We start from the raw sequence: 22636 nt of genomic DNA, 5'->3' as shown, positions 1-22636 counted from the left end.
AAAGAAGTCATGCCGATTGTTCCTGCCACATTGCAAGCTTACCGTGCCAGCTTGCTGCACTTCCACGCCGATCCCGCTTTCACCGAGGAGGCGCATGCCTGGCATGCGGACGGCTTGCTGATTGTGGCGGACGGCAAGGTCGTGGCGGCCGGCGATTACGCGCAGTTGCAAGCGACTTTGCCGCCTGGCACGCAGATCGTCGATTACCGCGGCAAGCTGATCGTGCCCGGTTTCATCGATACGCATCTGCATTTTCCGCAGACGGAAATGATCGCCTCGCCCGCCCCCGGTTTGCTGCCGTGGCTGGAAACGTATACGTTTCCCACCGAGCGCGCGTTTGAAAATCCCGAGCATGCGCGCGATGTCGCCGAGTTTTTCCTCGATGAACTGCTGCGTTGCGGCACCACGACGGCCATGGTGTATGGCAGCGTGCATCCGCAATCGGTCGATGCCTTCTTTGGCGCCAGCGAGGCGCGTGGCTTGCGCATGGTGGCGGGCAAGGTCATGATGGACCGCAACTGTCCTGATTTCCTGCGCGACACGGCCGAGTCGGGCGCGCGTGAAAGTGAAGAGCTGATCCGGCGCTGGCACAAGCATGGCCGTTCGCTGTACGCGATCACGCCCCGTTTCGTGCCGACCTCCACCAATGAACAGATGCATCTGGCGGGCGAGCTGGCGCGCGCCTATCCGGATACGTATGTGCAGACGCACGTGTCGGAAAACGCGGATGAATGCCGCTGGGTGCGTGAACTGCATCCGCAGGCGCGCAGTTACCTCGATGTGTATGACCGGTATGGCATGCTGCGTCCGCGCGCCATGTTCGGGCACTGCATCTGGCTCGACGAGCGCGACCGCGCGCGCATGGCGGAGACGTCTTCCGCGGCCGCCATTTGTCCCACCTCTAACTTGTTCCTCGGTAGCGGCCTGTTCGACTTCGAGCGGGCCGATGCGGCGAATGTGTTGCTGTCGCTGGCCACTGACGTGGGTGGCGGCACCTCGTTCTCGATGTTGCAAACCATGAACGAAGCCTATAAAGTAGCACGCTTGAAAGGCAGCTATCTGCCCGCCTTGCGCATGTTTTACCTGGCAACCCTGGGTGCCGCGCGCGCCATGCAGCTGGAAGGCACCTTGGGTAATTTCGCGGCTGGCACGGAAGCGGACTTTATTGTGCTCGACAAGCAATCGACGCCGCTGCTCGAGCGCCGCACGGCCGGCTGTCAAAGCCTGGAGGAATTGTTGTTTGCCTTTGCGCTGCTGGGCGACGACCGCGCCGTGGCCGCCACCTATTCTGGCGGGCAATGCGTGCATGTGCGGGGGCAGGGCTGACCTACCCGTTGTTCAACACGAATTATCCTGAGCGAGAACGCGAATGCACAAGAAACTCACTGGCCTGGCGCTTGGCGCCGCGCTGGCATTGACCGGGCCGGCGCAGGCCGCACCGTCTTCCAACGAAGCGGCCACCGCGCGCCATTTTGCCGCCCTGCTTGCGGGTGCGCAACCGAAGACGGCCGAGTTGAGCCTGTTCTTTTCCATGATGCCCAAGGGCGGCGATCTGCATCACCATTATTCGGGCGCCATTTACGCCGAGCAATTCCTCGACTGGGTCGACAAGGAAAACTATTGCGTCAACAAGACAACCTACCGCATCGAAAGCAACAAGGACGTCGTGGCGGCCGAGCGCGCCAAGCCGGCCGCGCAGCGCGCCTGCCTGTCGTCCACGGAAGTGTTTGCCGACCCGGGCCTGTATGCGGAATTGCTGCAGCGCTGGTCGACCAAGGATTTCTATAACCACGGCGCCATCCAGACGCCGCCGGACCGTACTTTTTTTGACACCTTCGGCTATTTCGGCCCCGTGGCATCCACGAACACGGCCGATGGCCTGAAAACCCTGAAGCAGCGCGCCATCGCGGAAAACCTCAGCTATATCGAAACGATTTTCGAGCTGTCGCCATTCGTGCAAAACACGCAGTTCGACCAGCAGGTGCTGGCGCCGGGCTTGCCGCCGGCAGCGTTGCAAGCCGTGCTGGCCAACTGGACGCAGAGCCTTGAGCACGATGCCGGCTTCCAGAAAAGCATCACCGCCTACAACGACAACGTCAACGCCAGCAGCGCCGGCATCGACGATGCGAACTTCACCATGCGCTACCAGGCGTACGTGCTGCGATTCCTGTCGCCATCGCAAGTGTTCTCGTCCATGGTGGCCGCGTTCAAGGCGGCCAGCCTGAATCCGCTGCTGGTGGGCGTGAACATCGTGGGCCAGGAAAGCGTGAATGTGTCGATGCGCGATTACAGCCTGCACATGGAAATGTTCAAGTTCCTCAAGGCAAAATACCCGAACGTCAAGATCGCCCTGCACGCGGGCGAGCTGGCGCTGGGCATGGTGCCGCCGGAAGGCATGGCCTTCCATATCGCCGAAGCCGTCGAGGTGGCGGGCGCCGACCGTATCGGTCACGGCATGGATATCGCCTATGAGCACAATGCGCTGGCGACCATGCAAAAGATGCGTGAACGGGGCATTCCTGTGGAAGTGAACCTGACGAGCAATGATTACATTCTTGGCATCAAAGGACAGGCCCATCCGATTACCCTGTACCGCAAATATGGCGTGCCGTTCGTGATTTCCACCGATGACGCGGGCGTCTCGCGCAATACGCTGTCGAATGAGTACGTGCTGTTTGCCAGCCAGTACAAGACCGATTATGCGGAAATCAAAAAACTGTCGTACAACAGCCTGCGGTACTCCTTCCTGGCGGAAGCGGACAAGCAACGTCTGCTGAAGGCGCTCGATGCCCGTTTCAGCCGTTTTGAAGCGCAAATTGCCGCCGCCGACAAGGCAGGCAAGAGTATGAAACCGTAAGTTGCGCGACGTTCGCAACTGATACTCTTGGAACGGCCGGATCTTCCGGCCGTTTTTCATTTGTCCCTTCAATTCACCTCAATGTTTTTTTGTTAATTTTGTGGCGGCCATGCGACACAAATGACGGCAGATGCACGACTTTATCCAATTTCCTGGATGAATCAATTTCAAGTACATATTGCTCATTTATAATCTCGCGCCATAAGCCCGGACGCTGTCAGCACGATATCAATCCAGCGAGTTACCCCATGCTATTTATACTTAAAATATATAAATATGTAAAAAAAAACGTATTTGTCATCCATTTTTTGATGATGCATAGTGGGATGAATGTGATATTAAAAAGTCACAATTCATATGGCTGATGGCGTATGAAGATGGGTATTTGCAGTAAATAAAGGTGAGATGCAGAGTGAAACAAACAGTCGCGCAACGAAATGACGACATTCCTCTGCATTTTGCCGCCGTGTCACAGTCTTGAAATATTTAACAATTACACTCGCGGCTTGCCATGTTAGCCGGGTAAGCATGTCGGGTGAATGACACAGGTGCTAGCGCCCTGGGTCGTACGGATCGGTCGCTATTTTCCGCCGTTATTGTCTGGATAGGAATAGTTGTGATGTGTGGAGCGGCGTTTTGTGACGGTCTTGTCAGGACCGCAGCCAGTCCAGCCGGCGTAACAGTTGCAGCATCGTAAAGAGGAAATGTTGTGTTTGTTTTGCCGTGTGGCGCAGCCGGACGGTGGGCAATCCAGGATTTTCAAAAATAATAGTCTTTTCTGGGGTTAAAGATGATCAATCACAAACGACTTCGGCTAACGCAAATCGCGTTCAGCCTGTCTATTGCACTGGCGACGATACCATCGGTCGCACAGAACACTACCTCCTCCATTGGCGGACGCATTTCCTCCACCGACGGCCAGCCGGCAGCCGGCGCCACTGTGACCATCGTGCATACCGAATCGGGTTCCGTCAGCAATGTGACGACCGATGCGGAAGGCCGTTACGTCGCCCGCGGCTTGCGCGCAGGCGGTCCCTACACCATCACCGTAACCAAGAACGGTCAAGTTGAAAAACGCGAAGGCGTGTTCGTCCAACTGGCTGAAATCGCCAACGTGGACGCCACCTTGGGCGCGCCGATGCAAACCGTGAGCGTAACCGGCAGCGCCGGCCGTTCGGATAAATTCAGCAAGTCCAACATGGGCGCAGGCACCAGCATCGGGCCAACGGAACTGGCCATGCAAGCGTCGATCCAGCGCAATTTGCAAGATTACGCCCGTTCCGACCCGCGTGTTTCGCAAACCGACAAAGAGCGTGGCGAATTGTCCGTTGCCGGTCAGAACTCCCGCTATAACTCGATGACCATCGATGGCGTGGCAGTGAACGACACCTTCGGCCTGGAATCGAACGGCAGCCCGACAGCCAAACAACCGATTTCGATCGAGGCCATCCAGTCCGTGCAAGTGAACGTCGCCAACTATGACGTGACGCAAAAAGGCTATACCGGCGCCAACATCAACGCCGTAACCAAGTCCGGTACCAACGAATTCAAAGGCAGCGCCTACTTCGTGTTCCGTAACGACAAGATGGCTGGTGATCGTTATGATAATACCAAGGATACCTACAGCGCCCCTGAACCGTTCCGCGAAACGACCAAGGGCGTGACCGTTGGCGGCCCGCTGATCAAGGATAAGCTATTCTTCTTCGCCAACAAAGAGCGCCTGGAAAGCACGCGTACGGCGCCATCGTTTGGCCCACTGGGCAGCAACAAGACCAACGTCGGTATTTCCGATGCCGCAATTGCTGCTGCGCAAGCGATTGCCAAGAATAATTACAATGGCCTCGATATCGGCACCAACGCGATACCAGCGGGTACCCAGCTGCTGGTAAATGATACCCTGTTGAAACTGGACTGGAATATCAACGATAACCATCGTGCCATGGTTCGCTATTCGAAAACCGACCAGTCCGAACCGATGTTCCCTGGCGTGTCGGCTACCGGCTTGTCGCTCAATTCCTACTGGTACACACAGAATAAAAAGATCGAGACTGTTGTTGGACAGTGGTTTGCTGACTGGACACCGGCTTTCTCGACCGAGTTCAAGGTGTCGTCGCGCGATTATGAAAGCACGCCAACGAACAACTCGCGCTTGCCTGCGATCGGCCTGCAATTTACTGGCGCCAATCCTGCCGGCTCGCCAGCGGGCGTTCCTACCGATAACCGTTTCCTGAACTTCGGTACGGAAATGAGCCGTCAGTTGAATGTGCTGACCACCAAGACCAAGGATGCCTATCTGGGCGCGAACTGGGCTTTGGGCGACCACGAAGTCAAATTCGGCGGCGATTACAGCAAGAACGACGTGTATAACCTGTTTGCGCAAAACATCAACGGCAACTACACGTTCAATTGCACGAATAGTTCGGCAACCTATAAGTATTCGTTCGGTAACGTGACCTGTGGCGGTGCGACTGCTTCGTCGCCTGAGACTATCCAGCAAGCGATCCTGGAGAATTTCCGCATTGGCCGTCCTAGCTCGTACCAAGTACAAATTCCCGTCGCAGGTGGCACGCTTGACGGTGCCGCTGCCGATTTCAGCCTGAAAAATTATGGCTTGTTCCTGCAAGATGTGTGGTCCGTCAACAAACGCCTGACCGTCCAGTACGGCGTGCGTGTGGATAAAGCCGCCATTGGCGAGCGTCCTACGCGCAATGTGGCCGCATCGGCGCCGATGGTGGCCGGTGTTGCCACGGGCGGCCGCACGGGGCTGGGCGGTACGGCGCAGACCGGTGGTTTCGGACTGGACAATACCCAGACCATCGATGGTCAGACCCTGGTGCAGCCGCGCGTCGGCTTCAACTATACGTTTGACAGTGCCCGTCCGACGCAAATTCGTGGCGGTGCCGGCCTGTTCCAAGGTGCGGCAGCGACCGTCTGGATGTCGAACCCATTTGCCAATTCCGGCATGGCGACCCGCGTCGTCGGTTGCGGCGGCAGCTTCAAGCCGTGCCCGACCGTCGGAGGTCTGTTTAGCACCGACCCTGACAAGCAACCAACCAATCTGGGCGATGCCGCCGCTAACGTCGACTTCCTGTCGCCGAACCTGCGCCAGCCATCGATCTGGAAAGCCAACTTGGCATTCGAGCATGAATTGCCATGGATGGGTCTGGTTTTTGGCGCAGAATACCTGCGCACCAAGAACAAGGATGCGATTTACTATGAGCACCTGAACTTGGGTACACCGACGGCAAAGGGCTCGGATGGACGTAATCTGTACTATTCGGCCAATGCCTACAATACGGCTTGCTGGACCGCCACGGGCTCGCTGAGCTCATCGGCCAATCCTGTTTGCTCGGGTGCTGTATCGCGGGCCCTCAAAAATACGTCCTATAACAACGTACTCGTTGCCAAGAAAACGGACAAGGGCGAGGGCAATCTGGTGACTCTGTCGCTGAGCCAGCCGATGACCAAAGGCTTCGGCTGGTCGGTTGCCTACACCTACACGGATGCAACGGAAGTGTCGCCACTGACGTCGTCGGTGTCGAACTCGAACTTCAACGCCCGCAGTATCTTCAATCCAAATGAAGAAGTGGCGGCGAACTCGGGCTACCTGGTAAAAGATCGTTTCAATGCCATGATCAACTGGCAAAAACGTTTCTTCGGTACCTATAAAACAAGCTTCGGCCTGTTCTATGAAGGCCGCAAGGGCAAGCCTTACAGCTGGACCGTCAACAATGACTTGAACGGCGACGGCGTGCAGGGTAACGACCTGATGTATATTCCATCGAAACCAGGTTCGGGTGAAGTTGTGTTCCGTAACGACACCGCGACCAACCATGCCAACGAAGACCGTTTCTGGGCTTTCGTCAACAGCAATCCGGATCTGAAAAAATCCGCCGGTGGTGTTGCTTCCCGTAATGGCAGCTTCGCACCATGGACCAACAGCTTCGACATGCGTATCAGCCAGGAAGTACCAGGCTTCTTCAAAGGCAATAAAGGCGTGTTCACGATGGACTTCTTCAACGTGGGCAACATGATCAACCGCAAGTGGGGCCGTATCAATGAAATCGGCTTCCAATCCGGTGGCGGTCAGGCACGCAGCTTTGTTGACTTCGCAGGTCTCGATGCTCAAGGCCGTTACATCTATCAAGTCCGCGATAAAGTGGAAAATTATGATGTGCGTCAAAACAAGGGTGAGTCCCAATGGGCGATCCAGGCTACGGTCAAGTACGAGTTCTAATCTCGACGCTTGATTGAAGTTGCAAACGGCTGGTGGCGACACCGGCCGTTTTTTCGTTTTATGTTTAGCTTTTGATCGTGCTCGAACGGGCTTGCGGCGCGCGGCGTCCCCCCGGATGAGGCAGATTTTTTTTGACAACGATGACTACGTGGGGACCATGAAACATCATCTGACACCGCTGGCCGCCGCGGCGGCCCTGACCTTGCTGCTGGCCGCCTGTGCCACCCCTCCCACGCCTTCCGCGACGCCCGTCGATATCAATCTGGTCGCCCTGAACGATTTTCACGGCAATCTCGACCGCAGCAAATTCACCTACACGAGTGCCGCCAATGCCGAGCGCAAGACGGTGCAGGCGGGCGGCATCGACACTTTGTCCGGCGCATTGACGGCGTGGCGCCGCGAAGATGCGCAGCTGATCTTTGTCGGCAATGGCGACCTGGTTGGCGCCAGCCCCGCCATGTCGGCGCTGTGGGCGGACGAACCGAGCATCGTCGCCATGAACATGCTGGGCATGAAAGCCAGCTCCGTCGGCAACCATGAGTTTGACCAGGGCAAGGCGGAATTGCTGCGCCAGCAGCGCGGCGGTTGCGATTCCTCGCGCGCCGACAAGGCATGCAAGTTCACGCCCGATTTCAAGGGCGCCAGCTACACCTATATGGCGGCCAATGTCATCGATACGCAGACGGGCAAGTCCCTGCTGCCCGCCTACCGCATCGAAGAGGCGCATGGCGTCAAGGTGGGCTTGATCGGCGCCGTGCTGAAAGATACGCCGTCCGTCGTGACGGCCGCCGGCATTGCCGGCCTGCAGTTTGGCGATGAAGCGGACGCCATCAACGCCACCTTGCCGCAGTTGCGCGCGCAAGGCGTGGGCGTGTTCGTCGTGCTGCTGCACCAGGGCGGCGAGACCAAGGAAGCCGTCGACCAGCCGGACTGCAGCCACCTGAAGGGCGAAGTGGTCGACGTGGTGAAACGCCTCGACCCGGCGATCCAGCTGGTCGTCAGCGGCCATTCGCATCAAGGCTATTTGTGCCGCGTCGATGGCCGCCTGGTGACGCAGGCGCAGATGGGCGGACACATGCTGACGCGCATCAAGCTCAAGGTCGATCCCGTCAAGAATGCCGTCGTCAATGCCAGTGCGCAAAACGTCGTCATGCTGCCAGGCATGTATGAGCCGGACCCGGCCGTCGCTGCCTACCTGGAATCGGTCAAGCAGCGCAGCGCGCAAGAATTGTCGCGTCCCGTGGCCGCCATTGCCGTGCCCACCGTGGGCCGCAGCACCAAGGGCGGCGGCGCTTCCCCGCTGGGCGACCTGGTGGCTGACAGCACCCTGTTCGGCGCGCGCGCAGCCGGCGCGCAAATCGGCCTGATGAACAATGGTGGCATCCGCAAGGACCTGGAAGCGGGCGCCGACCTGATGACGAACGTGGGGCAGAACCAAGCAGTTGTACCTTTCGGCAATACCCTGATCGTCGTCAGTCTGTCCGGCGCGCAAATCCGTACCTTGCTCGAGCAGCAATGGCCGGGCAGCGTAGCGGAGGACAATAATCTGCTGCAAGTGTCCGAGGGTTTTAGCTACCGCTGGGACAGCACGCAGCCGCAAGGCCAGCGCGTGCTGCCGGGCAGCATCATGCTCAATGGTCGTCCTATTGAAGACGATCAACAATACCGAGTCGCCGCCAACAGTTTCCTGGCCGGCGGCGGCGACCGCTTCACCGTGTTGGCGGCCGGCACGCGCCGTCTGGACACGGGCGTGCGCGACATCGACGCCTTCAGCGATTACCTGATCGCCCGCGCGCGCGCCGGCAAGCCGGCCGGCAGCGCCACGGCGGCCGGCCGCATCGTGCGCGTCAAATAACTTTACAAGGAATAACCATGCGTCGCTTATTTGTTACCGTTCTTCTTTCCAGCCTGTTCGCGGGCACGGCCCACGCCGATTTCACCATTCCCGGCTTTGAACTCGTCCATACCTCGCCCGTGGAAACGAGCTTGACCAATCCCGACCTGCGCGAACCTGTTGCCGTGTGGACGGAGTTGTTCGATTCCGCCCAAAAAGAAATCGTCATCGCCCAGTTCTACGCCGTCAGCAAGCCGGGCACGGCCTTTGAGAAAGTGCTGGCCAGTTTGACGGCCGCCGGCCAGCGCGGCGTCAAAATCCGCTTCCTGCTGGACCAGAAGGGCGTGGGCCTGTCGGAAGCGGCCACCATCGCCCAGCTCAAGGCGATTCCCAACCTGGACTTGCGCCTCATCGATTTCAATAAAATCACGGGCAACGGCATCGTGCACGCGAAATACCTGGCCGTCGATGGCCAGGTGGCGTACATCGGCAGCCAGAATTTCGACTGGCGCTCGTTCGAGCATATCCATGAGACGGGCTTGAAAATCACGGAGCCGGCCATGGTGAGCCAGGTGCAAGCGATTTTCGAACAGGATTGGCAGGCCCAGGCGTTGACGTCGCAGGGCAGCCGCGCCACGGTGCTCAACAGCAAGGTGGTACCGGCCAACTACGCGCAAAACGCCTTCCTGCTGGCCAGCCCGAATGCCTACAACCCGGCTGGCGTGGGCGACTCGGAAACGGGCTTGCCCGCCTTGCTGGCGGAAGCGAAAAACGAAGTGCGCATCCAGCTGCTCGATTACGCGCCGCTGTCGTATGGCCCGAACCGCACGCGGCCTTACTACGCCGTGATCGACAACGCCGTGCGCGCGGCCGCCCAGCGCGGCGTGAAGATCAAGCTGATGGTGTCCGCCTGGAACACGGAAGCGCCCGCCATCGCCTACCTGAAAAGCCTGGCCCTGGTGCCGAACGTGGAAATCCGCATCGTGACGATTCCCACGGCGTCGACCGGTTTCATACCGTTTGCACGCGTGATCCACAGCAAGACCATGAGCATCGACGGCAAGCTGGCCTGGGTCGGCACGAGCAACTGGGCGGGTGGCTATTTCGATTTGTCGCGCAACCTGGAAGTGGTATTGCGCAACGATGCCATGGCGCAGCGTATTGCCGCGCTGCATGAGCAGACGTGGAGCTCGGCGTATGCGCAGCCCATCGACATCAACAAGCAATATCCGAAGCCGGCCAAGGCGACGCCGCAAGGCAAGGAGTGAGCGTGAAAAAACTGCTGAGTGTGCTGGCGCTGGGCGCCGCTTTCGCTACCGGCAATGTGCTGGCCTGGGGCAACGATGGCCACCGCGCCGTGGGCGCCATCGCCGATCAATTGCTCAAGGGCAGCGCGGCGCAGGCGCGGCTGGAGAAATTGCTGTTGCCCGGCGAAAGCCTGGAAAAGATCGCCAACTGGCCCGATTGCGTGAAGGGCACGTATTGCGGCCCGCAATCGCCGGAAATGCTGAGCTATGTGGCCGCCAACCCCAGGCATGGCGAATACCATTACACGAACGTGCCGTTCCAGAACGCGCATTACCACGACCATGGCGTGGGCACGGCCGATGTCGATATCGTGCAGACGCTCAAGCAGGCGATCCTCGTGTTGCAAGGCAAGGCTGATGCGGCCAGCAATCCGCATGGCTTCAGCCAGCGCGAAGCGCTGATCCTGATCACCCACCTGGTGGGCGATATCCACCAGCCGCTGCATGTGGGCAATGCGTTTCTCGGCAAGGATGGCCAGTTTTTCGTGCCCGCCACGCAGGCCCAGATCGATGACGTCGCCATTTTCAATGCACGCGGCGGCAACGACTTGCTGCTCGACGATGCGAAGATGACGGCGCTGTCCGATGCCGTGATTCCCGCGCCGCTGCCGGCCGAGGATGGCGTAGTCAAGCCCGCCAGCAGCTATCCGAAGTCGCCCAGCAAGCCCCTGCATGCGTATTGGGACACGACCGTGGTCGATTACGCCATGCGCCGCCTGAGCACGCGCACGCCGCAACAGTTCGCGCGTACCGTGATCGCCAGCGGGCCACAAGTGAGCGGCAATACTGGCGACCCCGTCACCTGGCCGTATCAGTGGGCCGATGCCGCGCTGGCGGCGTCCAAGATTGCCTTCACGGACGTGGTGGCCGGCCCGGCCACCCAGCAGACCAGCCGCAAGGGCGATGTCTACAACGTGTGGAACTTGAACGTGCCGGACAATTATCCCGTGCCCAGCTCGGCGCTGGCCAAGCAGCAGCTGATCGAGGCGGGCTATCGCCTGGCCGCCGTGCTGCAATCGATCTGGCCGCAATAAACATGTCATGCGAGAGCGGCCTGCGGGCCGCTTTTTTCATGCCAGGGTGACGGCGATGCCCATCTCGCGGTAGGGGGCGAGCAGGGCGTCGTCCACGTCGCGGTGCACGATGATATCGTTGACCTGGCTCAATGGCACGATTTGGAATGGCGAGGCCGTGTTGAACTTTTCCGGCGAGGCCAGCACGATGGTGCGGCTTGACGCCTCGCTCAGCGCGCGTTTCACGCACGCTTCTTCATGGTCTCCCGTGGTGATGCCCGCTTGCGGATGCAGGCTGGAGACACCCATGAAATACAGGTCGGCGCGGATGCGGCCGATCGCTTCCACGGTCGCCGCGCCGACGCCCACGATCGAGTGCTTGTACAGGCGCCCGCCCAGCATCAGCACGTCGATCGATGGGTGATGCACCAGTTCGACGGCAATCGAGGGGCTGTGCGTGACGACGGTGGCGCGCAATTCGCGCGGCAGCTGGCGCGCCAGTTGCACGGCCGTCGTGCCGCCATCGATGAACACCACTTGCCCCGTCTGTATCATGGCGCCCGCCGCGCGGCCGATGGCGGGCTTGGCTTCCAGTGAAATCTGTTCGCGCCCGGCAAACGGCGCCAGCGCGGGAGAGCGTGGCAGCAAGGGCAGGGCGCCGCCGTGCACGCGCTCCAACAAACCCTCTTTCGCCAGTTCGCGCAGGTCGCGGCGTATCGTGTCTTCCGACAAGCCCAGGCTATCGCTGACGGCCTTGGCGACGATCTGTCCTTCGCGCTGGAGCAAGTCCAGCAGATATTGTTTGCGTTGATGTGTGAGCATGGTTTTTCTTGAGTTTACTTATATTTTCTTGATATTGCACGAGTTTGCATGATAAAGTCATCTGACGCAAGCACAAGGAGACACTATGCGCGAAGAAAATAGCAAGCAGGAACGGGTGCGTATTCAGCAGGTGCAGACCCTGTCGCACGACTGGTATCTGCTGCAAAAGACTACGTTCGATTATCTGCGCCGCGATGGCCAGTGGCAGACGCAGACGCGGGAAACCTATGACCGCGGCGATGGCGCCACCATCTTGCTGTACAACAAGCTCAAGCGCACGGTGATCCTGATCCGCCAGTTCCGCTTTCCCACCTATCGCGACGGCCACGATGGTTTCCTCATCGAATCAGCGGCCGGCTTGCTGGAACAGGCCAGCGCCGAGCAGCGCATCCGCGCCGAGGTGGAGGAAGAAACGGGTTACGCGGTGGGCGACGTGCACAAAGTGTTCGAAGCCTTCATGAGCCCCGGTTCCGTGACGGAGCGCCTGCATTTTTTCGTGGCCGAATACGACCCGGCCAGCCGCATCGGCGACGGTGGCGGCCTGGTGCACGAGGGAGAAGACATCGAAGTGCTGGAGTTGCCGCTGGCGCAAGCGCTGCGGATGGTGGCCGATGGCCGCATCTGCGACGGCAAGACCATCATGCTGCTGCAGCATGCGCAGTTGCACTTGATGCCGGGCAAAAGTGGCCTGCAGATTTTAGTCGCTGGCCCGTATCGTTCCGGCACGGGCGACGATCCCGCAAAGATGGCGGCGAATGTGGCGGCCATGCAAGCCGTCTGCCTGCCCCTGTATGCCAAGGGGCACATGCCCGTGCTCGGCGAATGGCTGGCCTTGCCCATGCTGGCGCTGGCCGGTTCCACGCAGGTGGGCGACGCCGTGTATGAAGAATTGTTCCACGCGCATGCGACGCGGTTATTGAGCCATTGCGATGCCGTGCTGCGGATCGGCGGCGCGTCGCAAGGCGCCGACCAGATGGTGGCCGTGGCGCAAGATCTTGGTTTGCCCGTGTATTGTTCGCCGGACGAGATTGCTCAGGCGTAAAAAAAGCGAAGCCTGCGGGCTTCGCTTTTCTGCATCAGGTCAAAGCCAGGCTCAACGCGATTTGACGAACGGAATACCGATAGCTTTTGGCGCGATGGATTTCGCCATCAAGCCCGCCAGCACGATCACGGTGACGACGTACGGCACCATCTGGATCAGCGAGCCGGGGATGCGGCCCACGACGGGCAAGTCCACGCCTTCAATCTGGATCTGGATGGCGGCGAAGAAGCCGAACATCAAACAGCCGAGGAAGGTGTAGACGGGACGCCAGTTGCCGAACACCATGGCCGTCAGGGCCAGGTAGCCGGCGCCGGCCGACATGTCGCGCAGGAAGAAGCCGCTTTGCACGATGGCCAGGTACGCGCCCGAGAACGAGCACAAAATGCCGGCCACCAGCATGGCCAGGTAGCGCGTCGCTTCCACGCTCACGCCAGCCGAGTCGGCCGCGTGCGGGTTTTCGCCGCAGGCGCGCAGGCGCAGGCCGAAGCGCGTGTGGTACAGCAGCCAGTGCACGAGCGGAATCAGCAGGAATGCCACGTAGACGAGGATGGAATGGCCGCCGATCAGGTGGGCATACACCCAGCCGATGAAGGGGATGTGTTCCACGTACTGCGTGCCCGGCAAGACCACGTCGAACAGCCGCGCCGAACCGAGGTCGGGCGTGCGGCCGCCTTGCTGGAAGAAAAACTGCGCCAGCACGAACGTCAATCCGCTCATGGCGATGTTGATCGCCATGCCGGCCACCAACTGGTTGCCCTTTTGCGTGATGCTGACATACGCTTGCAGCAAGGCCAAGGCGACGCAGACGAGCATGCCGGCAGCCATGCCGTAGTACGGGTTTTGCGTCGTGTAGGCCACGGCGGCGGAAGCGAAGGCGCTGGCCAGGATCTTGCCTTCCAGGCCGATGTCGATCATGCCGCTGCGTTCGGCGAACAGGCCGGCCATGGCGGCAAAGATCAGGACGGGCGCATTGCGCACGGTCGATACCAGGATGCTGGCGAATTGAAAGTCGTCGAGTGTCATGGTGTTAGCCTTTGGTGCGCTTGAGCAGGGCGGAAATGGCCGGTGCGTAGAAGTTTTCCATGGCGCCGCAGAACAGGATGATCAAGCCCTGGATGAAAATGAACGTTTCGGTCGGGATATTCGGTTTTTCCAGCGACAGGTCGAAGCCGCCCTGGATCAGCGCGCCGAACAGTACGGCCGAGAGGAAGATGCCGACCGGATGCTGGCGGCCCATCAGGGCGATGGCGATGCCGATGAAGCCGGCGCCGCCGACGAAGTTGAGCGACAGATAATGCGTCGAACCCATGATGGAATTGACGGAACCCAAGCCCGCCAGCGCGCCGGAAATCAGCATGACGACGATGATCATCTTGCTGATCGACACGCCCGCATAGTGGGCCGCATGCTTGTTGAGGCCCGTGGCGCGCAGCTTGAAGCCCCACGACGAGCGCCACACCATCACGCCATAGATCACCAGCGCGGCAATCGCCAGGATGAAGCTGATGTTCAGCGGCGTGTCGCCCAGCGACGGGAACCAGGTGGACAGGCGCGGCATTTCGCCGCTTTCCGCGAACACGCGGCTGGCCGTGTTCTGCTCGCCCGGCGGGATCAGGTACTTCACGATGATGAAGTTCATCAGGCTGGCGGCGATGAAGTTGAACATGATGGTGGTGACCACGATGTGGCTGCCGCGCTTCGCTTGCAGATAGCCGGGCAGGAAACCCCACAGCGCGCCGAACAGGGCCGCGCCGATCATGGCGGCGGGAATCAAGAGCCAGGCGGGCAGGGTCTGGTCGAAGGCCAGCATGGCCACCGTCAAGCCCAGGCCGCCGATATACATCTGGCCTTCGGAACCGATATTGAACAGGCCGGCCTGCATCGCCACGGAAACCGACAGGCCCGTGAAGATGAAGGTGCTGGCGTAGAACAGCGTATAGCTCAAGCCTTCCGGATTGAGGATGGCGCTGTGGACCAGGATCGACAGCGATTCGGCCGGGTCTTCGCCCAGCATATAAATCACCAGGGCCGCGACCAGCAAGGCCGACAGCAGGTTTAACATGGGCATGACAAAGGCTGTCGCCCAGCGTGGCAAGTCGTTATTCATGATTTATGCATTCCCCCCATCAACAGACCGATGCGGGTGGTATCGAATTCTTCAATTTTCAGTTCGCCGGTGATGCGTCCGCCGCACATGACGAGAATGCGGTCGGCCAGCGCCCGCACCTCTTCCAGTTCGACGGACACCAGCAGGATCGCCACGCCTGCGTCGCGCAGGGCCAGCAATTGCGTGTGGATGCTTTCGATGGTGCCGATGTCGACGCCGCGCGTGGGCTGGCCCACCAGCATCAGTTTCGGCTTGGCCAGCACTTCGCGCGCGATCACCACCTTTTGCTGGTTACCGCCAGACAATAAGCCGATGCGCAAGTCCGGATTGGCCGGGCGCACGTCGAAAGTCTTCAGCAGTGCCGCGCAGCGGGCGCCGATGGCCTTGAAGTTGAACAGGCCCCAGCGGTTCTTCAGGTGATCCTGGTAACCGAGGATGGTGTTCTGCATGACGGAGAAATTTTTCACCACGCCGTCGCGCAAGCGGTCTTCCGGAATGTGGGCGATGCCCAGCTCGCGGAAGGCCAGCGGCAAGCCATCCGCATCGTGGCGCTTGGCAAACGGCAAGTCCTTGCCCTGGAAGCGCAGCTTGCCCGAGGTGGGCAAGCGCATGCCCGACAGGATTTCCAGCAGCTCGCTCTGGCCATTGCCCGAGACACCCGCGATGGCGACGATTTCGCCGGCGCGCAAGTTGAAACCGATGTCGGCCAGCAATTTGACTTGCTGCTCATCGGCCAGTTGCAAACCGTCAACTTCCAGCACCGTGGCGCCCGGATTGTAGGGGGCGCGCGGCAAATGGCTCTGGATGGGACGGCCGACCATCATATTGGCCAGCTCCTCCTTCGAGGTGCCGGCTGTTGCCACGGCGCCCACCACCGTGCCGCCGCGCATGACGGTGACGTTGTCGGTGATTTCCAGGATCTCTTGCAGCTTGTGCGTGATCAGGATGATGGTCTTGCCTTGCTCCTTGAACAGGCGCAGGATCTCGAACAGCGAGGCCGTTTCCTGCGCCGTCAGCACGGCCGTCGGCTCGTCGAGGATCAGGATATTGGCGCTGCGGTAAATCTGCTTGAGGATTTCCACGCGCTGCTGCGCGCCGACGGAGAGGTCTTCGATCTTCGCCAGCGGGTCGACGTCGAGGCGGTAGCGCGCGCAAATCTCGCGCAACTTCGCTTCCGCTTCCGTGCGGTGGCTGGCCAGGCGAAAACCGCCTTCCGTGCCCAGCATAATATTGTCGAGGACGGTGAAGTTTTCAACCAGCATGAAATGCTGGTGCACCATGCCGATGCCGAGATTGATCGCTTCCTGGCTGTTGCGGATGGGCTGTACTTTCCCGTCGAGCAAGATTTCTCCGCCGTCGGCACGGTAATACCCGTACAGGATGCTCATCAAGGTCGATTTGCCGGCGCCGTTCTCTCCCACCAGGCCATGGATACTGCCCTTGGCGATGGAGAAGCTGACGTCGGCGTTCGCCTTCACATGTCCAAAGTGCTTGGAAATGCTGCGAAATTCTACTGCTGGCTGCATAGGTTCATAACTGGATAGTTTCATGGAAACGCGCCGCGCGGAGACAGGCTCCGGCGGCGCGCTAAAAGATACGGAGAAAAATTAAACCGGGCAGCTGCTGCCGACGCGGTAATCGATCACTTTGATCTTGCCATCGATAATGTCCTTACGCGCACCCAACACGCGTTTTTCGATTTCCGGCGTGATCAGCTTGCGGTTGTTCGCATCGAGCGCCCAGTCCACGCCGCCTTCTTTCAAGCCTTTATAGCTGACGCCGCCCTTCCAGGTGCCATTCTTGACTTCCATGAAGCTGTCATAGACCGTGTTGTCGACCCGCTTGACCATCGAGGTCAGGATACTGCCTGGATACAAATGGTTCTGGTTCGAATCGACGCCGATGGCCAGCTTGCCTTTTTCCTTGGCCATTTGCAGCGTACCCATGCCGCTGCCGCCGGCGACGGCGAAGACGACGTCGACGCCGCGCTCGAATTGCGAGCGGGCCAGTTCGCCGCCCTTGGCCGGGTCATTCCAGGCGCCGGACGTGGTGCCGACCATGTTTTGCGTGATTTCCGTCTTCGGATTGACGGCCTTGACGCCTTGCGCGTAGCCGCAGGCGAAGTTGCGGATCAGGGGAATATCGATGCCGCCGATGAAGCCGACTTTCTTGCTCTTGCTGGCCATGGCCGCAGCCACGCCCACCAGGTAGGAGCCTTCTTCCTCCTTGAAGACGACGGAATTGACGTTGCTGCCGGCGGCCTGGCCATCGATCAGCACGAATTTCACGTTCGGGAATTCCTTGGCGACCTTTTGCACGGCTTGCGTTTGCGCAAAGCCGATGGCGGCGATCATGTCGAGCTTCTTGCGGGCCAGGCCGCGCATGACTTGCTCGGCCTGCGTATCGCTCGAGGCTTGCACTTCGATGAAGGAAATGCCCGTGTCTTTTTTGAAGCGCGAGGCGCCTTCGAAAGCGGATTGGTTGAACGACTTGTCGAACTTGCCGCCCGCGTCATACACGACACCCAGTTTTGGGGTAGCCGCGGACGCTTGAGCAGTCAGAAATACGGCTGCGATCGTCAAACTAAATTGTGTAAGTTTCATGAATTGGCTCCTGGAAGATCGATATTGTATATTTTTTATAGGTGAAACATATAATTTGGGGCCGATTTAGCCTGTTTTTGATGCACGAGGTGATAATTCCTTATTAACATTGCACTGTATTGCACAAGATCATTGCTGGCCTTATATGCTTTTGTGTCGACAGTGTGAGGCTCATGCAACAGTCGCGCCCCGTCTCTTTTATAGGTACAACATCGAAGGGGCTGCCGGAGCGGGCTGGGGTGCGCCGTCAGTGGACGGGCAGGGCAAGCACGGGACCGGCGCCGCGATGGGCGTCCGAATCACTATGCATCATGCCAGATATGTATGACAAATACGTTTTTGTTTATGTATTTATATGCGGCGCATATAAATAGTGGTGCCGCAGCTCAGGTAGCCGGGGGATTGATGATATTCAGGAAGGCCCGCACGACGGGCGCGTCGTCGAGCGTGGTGTAACTGATGTACAGGTTGGCCGACGGCGGATTGGTCTTGATCGGCAGAAACACCACGCCGGGCCAGCCGATGCGGCTGGTCGTTTCCGGCACCAGGGTCACGCCCAGGCCCGCGCCCACCATGGCCAGCAGGGTTTGCGGCTCGCTCGCTTCCTGGAAAATCACGGGTTCGAAGCCGGCGTTGACGCAGCATTGCACCAGGTAGCGGGGAAACGCGGATTTGTCGAGGTTCAGGGTCAGCATCGGCTCGTGGGCGATGTCGATCAGCTCGATCGCCGTGTTCTTGGCCAGCGGATGGTGTTCGTTGACGGCCACGCACACGTTTTCGCGGAAGCACAGTTCCTGGCGCAGATTATCGTGGCGCAAGTCGTCATCGTTGAGCTTGGGTTCGCGCCAGAAGCCGACATCGATCTGCTTGGCGCGCAAGGCTTCGTATTGCACCGTGGGACCGAATTCATGGATGGTCCAGGTGACGCGGGGAAATTTGGTCTGGAATTCTTCCAGCAGGCTGGGAATGGGGCCCCACATGGCCGAACCGACGATGCCCACGCGCAAGCGGCCCACTTCGCCGCGGTCGATCTGGCGGATGGTGTCGATGGTCATGCGCATCTTGGCCAGCAGCTCGGCCGCCTCGTTCATCAGCGCCTTGCCCGCCACGGTCAGCTCGAACGTGCGCGTGGTGCGCGCAAACAGGCGCACGCCCAGTTCGCTTTCCAGTTTCATGATCTGCTGGCTCAGGGGCGGCTGCGAGATATGCAGGCGCTCGGCGGCGCGGCTGAAGCTTTTCTCCTCGGCGACGGCAAGAAAATACTTTAACTGTTTCAGATCGATGGACATGCTTTCCTTGCATTACCTGATGCTAAGCGGGAACCCAAGCGCGGGAACGGCGCGCAAGCCATGACAGGCCGCGCGCTTCTTTACAGCAGTCGTATTATCGTGCCACGACCGCCTGCATGGCAATGGCCAGCGCGGTGCCGACTTGCGCATTGTGCTTGACCAGGGCGATATTCGTCGCCAGGCTGCGGCCATCCGTCAGTTGCTTGATGCGCGACAAGAGGAATGGCGTGACTTGCTTGCCCTTCACGCCGCCCGCATCGGCTTCCTGCAGCGCCTGCGTAGTGATGGCATCGATCTCTTCCTTGGGCATCGCTTGCGCGGCCGGCACGGGGTTGCTGACGATCACGCCGCCTTTCAAGCCCAGCTGCCACTTGGTGCCGATGAAGGCGGCCTGTTCCGCTGCCGTGTCGAGGCGGAAATCGGCCTTGAAGCCGCTTTCGCGCGTGAAAAAGGCGGGAAAACCTTCCTGGCCCACGCTGATGACGGGCACGCCATGGGTTTCCAGGTATTCCAGGGTCAGGCCGATGTCGAGGATGGATTTGACGCCCGCGCAGACGACGGCCACCGACGTGTGCGCCAGTTCCTGCAAGTCGGCGGAAATGTCGAAGCTCGTTTCCGCGCCGCGGTGCACGCCGCCGATGCCGCCCGTGACGAACACGGAAATACCGGCCAGTTCCGCGCAGATCATGGTGGCGGCCACGGTGGTGGCGCCCAATTTACCCTGCGACAGCACGAACGGCAGGTCGCGGCGGCTGACCTTCATGGCGTCGGGCGAGGTGCCCAGCAGTTCCAGCTGCTCGGGCGACAGGCCCACGCAGATCTTGCCGTCGATGATGGCGATGGTGGCCGGCACGGCGCCGCCGTCACGGATGATCTGTTCTACTTCGCGCGCCATTTCCACGTTTTGCGGATACGGCATGCCGTGCGAAATGATGGTCGATTCCAGCGCCACGATGGCCTTGCCGGCGGCGCGCGCGGCTAGCACTTCTTGTGAGAACAAGAGGAAATTCTGTAATTGGGTCATGTCAGTCCTGTTGAAAGAGGGTAGGGGGTGGGGGCGCCAGCTCGGCGTCGTCGATGTGGTCGAGCGCGCCGGCGGAAATCAGGGGGGAAACGGTGGCAGCCGATTCCAGGGTCATGGCGGCCAGTTTCAGGCCGCGCCGGCATGCCAGTTTCAAATCGCTGCTGTCGTGGTACAGCGACCAGCAGACGGCGGCGGAAAACGCGTCGCCGGCGCCCGTCACGTCGACGGCGTCCACTTCGCGCGCGGCCAGGTGCACGACAGGCGCGTCCAGGCCGTCGCCATCCGTAAAATACACGCCTTCGCCGCCACAGGTGACGATCACCTGGCGCGCGCCCTGGCGCTGCACTTCGCGGCAGGCGGCGCGCACCTCGAACGCCGTGGGCAAGGCGCGCGCCACGCGCGTTTCCAGTTCGCCCCGGTTGAGGATCAGCAAATGCAAGCCCGTCAGGTCTTGCGGCAGGTGCGCCATCTTCGGCTGCGAGACGGCGACGATGACCAGCGGCGTCGCGTGGGCCGCGTCCTGGCGCGCGTCGGCCAGCAGCGCCTGCACGCTGTCGTGGCTCAGGTTCAGGTCGCAGACGGTGAGGGCGGCGGCGGCGCGCTGCGGCTGGCGGCTGTGCAGAAAGGCCGGGGTCAGCTGTTCGTACAGTTGCATGTTGGCCATCGCCAGCAGCATTTCGCCGTGTTCGTCCAGCACGGCCGTGTAAGTGCCGCTGCTGGTGTTGCTCAAATGCAAGCTGCCGCGCATGTCAATGCCCGCGTCTTCCGCATGCGTCTGCAGCGCATGGCCGGCCGCGTCGTCGCCCAGCGCCGTCAGCAGGGCCACGGGAACCGACAATCGGGCCAGGTTTTCCGCGATGTTGCGGCCCACGCCGCCAAACACTTCTTCCGAGCGCACGGGATTCGAGGTGCCCATCTGCAGGGTGGCCAGGGTGCGCATCTTGCGGTCGAGGTTGGCGGCGCCGATGCACAGCACGGGGCGGCTGTCGGGCAGCACGTAGGCGCGCCCCAGCAGGCGGCGCTCGCGGATCAATCCGGCGATGTGGCCGGCGACGGCCGAGCGAGACAAGCCCAGTTCGCTCGCCAGGTCCTGCTGCGAGATGAAGGGGTTGTTGCGGATCAGCGTGTACAGCTGGTCTTTTTTATTGGTATCGGTCACAGGGCTTCGATAAAGGTTTAAACATTTGTCTGAAACTGTAAACATTTGTCTTTCATATGTCAAGCCCATGTCAAGCCCATGTCAAGTCCGTGTCAGGCGTGCGCGAAAAGCGCTCGTATGGAGCTTGTATGCATGCATTTTCGGGGCATGGCAGGTATGGGCTTGCCTGGACTATAATGTCGGCCATTTATATTTGAATTGTATAAATGGGCAAGAAAAATGGTATTTGCCATACATATTCCGTTTGATGCATAGTGGCGGCAAATAGTGGCAATACGCATTTCGATATACCTGTAACACCATATACATACCCGTAACCTGGGCCGTACTTCTTCACCGGGCACGGCCGCGCAGGCAGCAACCATCATCATTAGTCAATCAGAGGATAACCATGTCGAACAACGCCCCCTTCCACGCCGCCGAAATCATCCGTGCCCGCGCTCCCGCAAATTTCAAGCCGCGCGTGGCGATGATCCTCGGCTCCGGCCTGGGTGTGTTGGCCGAGCAGATGACGGACGCCGTCAGCATCAGCTTTGACGAATTGCCAGGCTTCCCGATCAGCACCGTGCACGGCCATGCCGGCGAACTGGTGGTCGGCACCCTGTCGGGCGTCGCCGTCGTCTGCATGAAGGGCCGTGGCCACTTCTATGAAGGCTATGGCATGGGCGTGATGACGAGCGCCATCCGCACCCTGAAACTGCTGGGCTGCGAAATGCTGTTCGTCACCAACGCCGCCGGCTCCCTGCGCCCTGAAGTGGACGCCGGCAGCCTGGTGGCCATCAGCGACCATATCAACCTGCTGCCAGGCACGCCGATGGTCGGCCCGAACGACGACCGCTTCGGCCCGCGCTTCTTCAGCATGGCCAACGCCTACGATGCGGACTTGCGCAAGCTGGTCAAGGACACGGCAGCGGCCAGCGGCATCACCCTGCACGAAGGCGTGTTCGTCGCCTACCCGGGCCCGAACTTCGAGACGGCCGCGGAAATCCGCATGATGGCCCGCCTGGGCGCCGACACGGTCGGCATGTCCGTGGTGCCGGAAGTGGTCTCGGCCCGTCATTGCGACCTGAAAGTGGTGGGTGTATCGGTCATCACCAACCTGGCCGAAGGCATGTCGCCATTCGCCCTGTCGCACGAGCAAACCCTGAAATACGCGGCCATCGGCGCGAAAGACCTGGTCAAGCTGATCCTCGCTTTCCTCGCCACCGTATCGGCTACGCCGCAAGCCTAAGCACTTTTTTACGCAGTAGCGGCGCGCCACGCACCGGCGCTGCCGCGCGGCAGGCCGGCAAAAACCGGCCTACACTGTCCGCATCACCCCGCATCATTCCCTAAAGCGAGC

Annotated in this window: 15 protein-coding genes and 1 pseudogene; 8 read left to right on the top strand and 8 right to left on the bottom strand. The window is 60.2% G+C overall.

Going from position 1 to position 22636, the window contains the following annotated elements; genetic code table 11:
• The first annotated feature begins 9 nt into the window (after positions 1-9).
• From guaD to J0O65_RS02855, 6 genes are all read left to right on the top strand, one after another.
• Positions 10-1326 carry a guanine deaminase gene (gene guaD, locus J0O65_RS02880; RefSeq protein WP_215403939.1) on the top strand — a complete coding sequence of 439 codons (1317 nt, stop codon included), beginning with the start codon at positions 10-12 and terminating at the stop codon, positions 1324-1326.
• 43 nt (positions 1327-1369) lie between these two features.
• Positions 1370-2857, top strand: a complete 1488-nt coding sequence (locus J0O65_RS02875; RefSeq protein ID WP_215403937.1) for an adenosine deaminase family protein — start codon at positions 1370-1372, stop codon at positions 2855-2857.
• 790 nt (positions 2858-3647) lie between these two features.
• Positions 3648-7094, top strand: coding sequence for a TonB-dependent receptor (locus tag J0O65_RS02870; RefSeq protein WP_215403935.1), 3447 nt, complete (start codon positions 3648-3650; stop codon positions 7092-7094).
• 157 nt (positions 7095-7251) lie between these two features.
• On the top strand, positions 7252-8949 hold the full coding sequence (locus J0O65_RS02865; protein ID WP_251373321.1) for a bifunctional metallophosphatase/5'-nucleotidase: 1698 nt from the start codon (positions 7252-7254) through the stop codon (positions 8947-8949).
• 17 nt (positions 8950-8966) lie between these two features.
• The gene (locus J0O65_RS02860) at positions 8967-10196 is read left to right on the top strand and encodes a phospholipase D-like domain-containing protein (RefSeq protein ID WP_215403933.1); all 1230 of its coding nucleotides are present in this window, start codon (positions 8967-8969) and stop codon (positions 10194-10196) included.
• A 2-nt stretch (positions 10197-10198) separates the two neighbouring features.
• Positions 10199-11269 carry a S1/P1 nuclease gene (locus J0O65_RS02855; protein WP_215403931.1) on the top strand — a complete coding sequence of 357 codons (1071 nt, stop codon included), beginning with the start codon at positions 10199-10201 and terminating at the stop codon, positions 11267-11269.
• Between the two features lie 36 nt (positions 11270-11305).
• On the opposite strand, the gene J0O65_RS02850 is transcribed toward J0O65_RS02855, so the two are convergent.
• Positions 11306-12070: a DeoR/GlpR family DNA-binding transcription regulator gene (locus tag J0O65_RS02850; RefSeq protein ID WP_215403929.1), complete on the bottom strand. Its 765-nt coding sequence runs from the start codon at positions 12068-12070 to the stop codon at positions 11306-11308.
• A gap of 85 nt (positions 12071-12155) precedes the next feature.
• Here J0O65_RS02850 and J0O65_RS27790 point away from each other — a divergent pair.
• A pseudogene (locus J0O65_RS27790) lies at positions 12156-12740 on the top strand (ADP-ribose pyrophosphatase); the annotation flags it as partial.
• Positions 12741-13163: 423 nt separating this feature from the next.
• Here the strand turns inward: J0O65_RS27790 and J0O65_RS02840 are convergent.
• The 7 genes from J0O65_RS02840 to J0O65_RS02810 form a co-directional block, all read right to left on the bottom strand.
• Positions 13164-14135 carry an ABC transporter permease gene (locus J0O65_RS02840; protein ID WP_034754516.1) on the bottom strand — a complete coding sequence of 324 codons (972 nt, stop codon included), beginning with the start codon at positions 14133-14135 and terminating at the stop codon, positions 13164-13166.
• Between the two features lie 4 nt (positions 14136-14139).
• Positions 14140-15219, bottom strand: coding sequence for an ABC transporter permease (locus J0O65_RS02835; protein ID WP_070219324.1), 1080 nt, complete (start codon positions 15217-15219; stop codon positions 14140-14142).
• On the bottom strand, positions 15216-16745 hold the full coding sequence (locus J0O65_RS02830) for an ABC transporter ATP-binding protein (RefSeq protein WP_215403926.1): 1530 nt from the start codon (positions 16743-16745) through the stop codon (positions 15216-15218). Before J0O65_RS02830 ends, J0O65_RS02835 begins: the two co-directional genes overlap by 4 nt.
• Before the next feature lie 81 nt (positions 16746-16826).
• Positions 16827-17822, bottom strand: coding sequence for a BMP family lipoprotein (locus tag J0O65_RS02825; RefSeq protein ID WP_215403924.1), 996 nt, complete (start codon positions 17820-17822; stop codon positions 16827-16829).
• A gap of 386 nt (positions 17823-18208) precedes the next feature.
• Entirely contained in the window at positions 18209-19111 is a 903-nt protein-coding gene (locus J0O65_RS02820; protein WP_215403922.1) for a LysR family transcriptional regulator, read from the bottom strand.
• A gap of 94 nt (positions 19112-19205) precedes the next feature.
• Positions 19206-20135 carry a pseudouridine-5'-phosphate glycosidase gene (locus J0O65_RS02815; protein WP_215403920.1) on the bottom strand — a complete coding sequence of 310 codons (930 nt, stop codon included), beginning with the start codon at positions 20133-20135 and terminating at the stop codon, positions 19206-19208.
• A gap of 1 nt (position 20136) precedes the next feature.
• The gene (locus J0O65_RS02810) at positions 20137-21294 is read right to left on the bottom strand and encodes a carbohydrate kinase (RefSeq protein ID WP_215403918.1); all 1158 of its coding nucleotides are present in this window, start codon (positions 21292-21294) and stop codon (positions 20137-20139) included.
• Between the two features lie 391 nt (positions 21295-21685).
• Between J0O65_RS02810 and xapA the strand changes: the two genes are divergently transcribed.
• Positions 21686-22525, top strand: coding sequence for a xanthosine phosphorylase (gene xapA / locus J0O65_RS02805; protein ID WP_215403916.1), 840 nt, complete (start codon positions 21686-21688; stop codon positions 22523-22525).
• Positions 22526-22636: the final 111 nt, after the last annotated feature.

Source organism: Janthinobacterium sp. JC611 (genome assembly GCF_018682595.1).
GTDB lineage: Bacteria > Pseudomonadota > Gammaproteobacteria > Burkholderiales > Burkholderiaceae_D > Janthinobacterium.
Note: the sequence above shows the minus strand (reverse complement) of the source record. Positions and strands in the feature narration are given on the sequence as shown.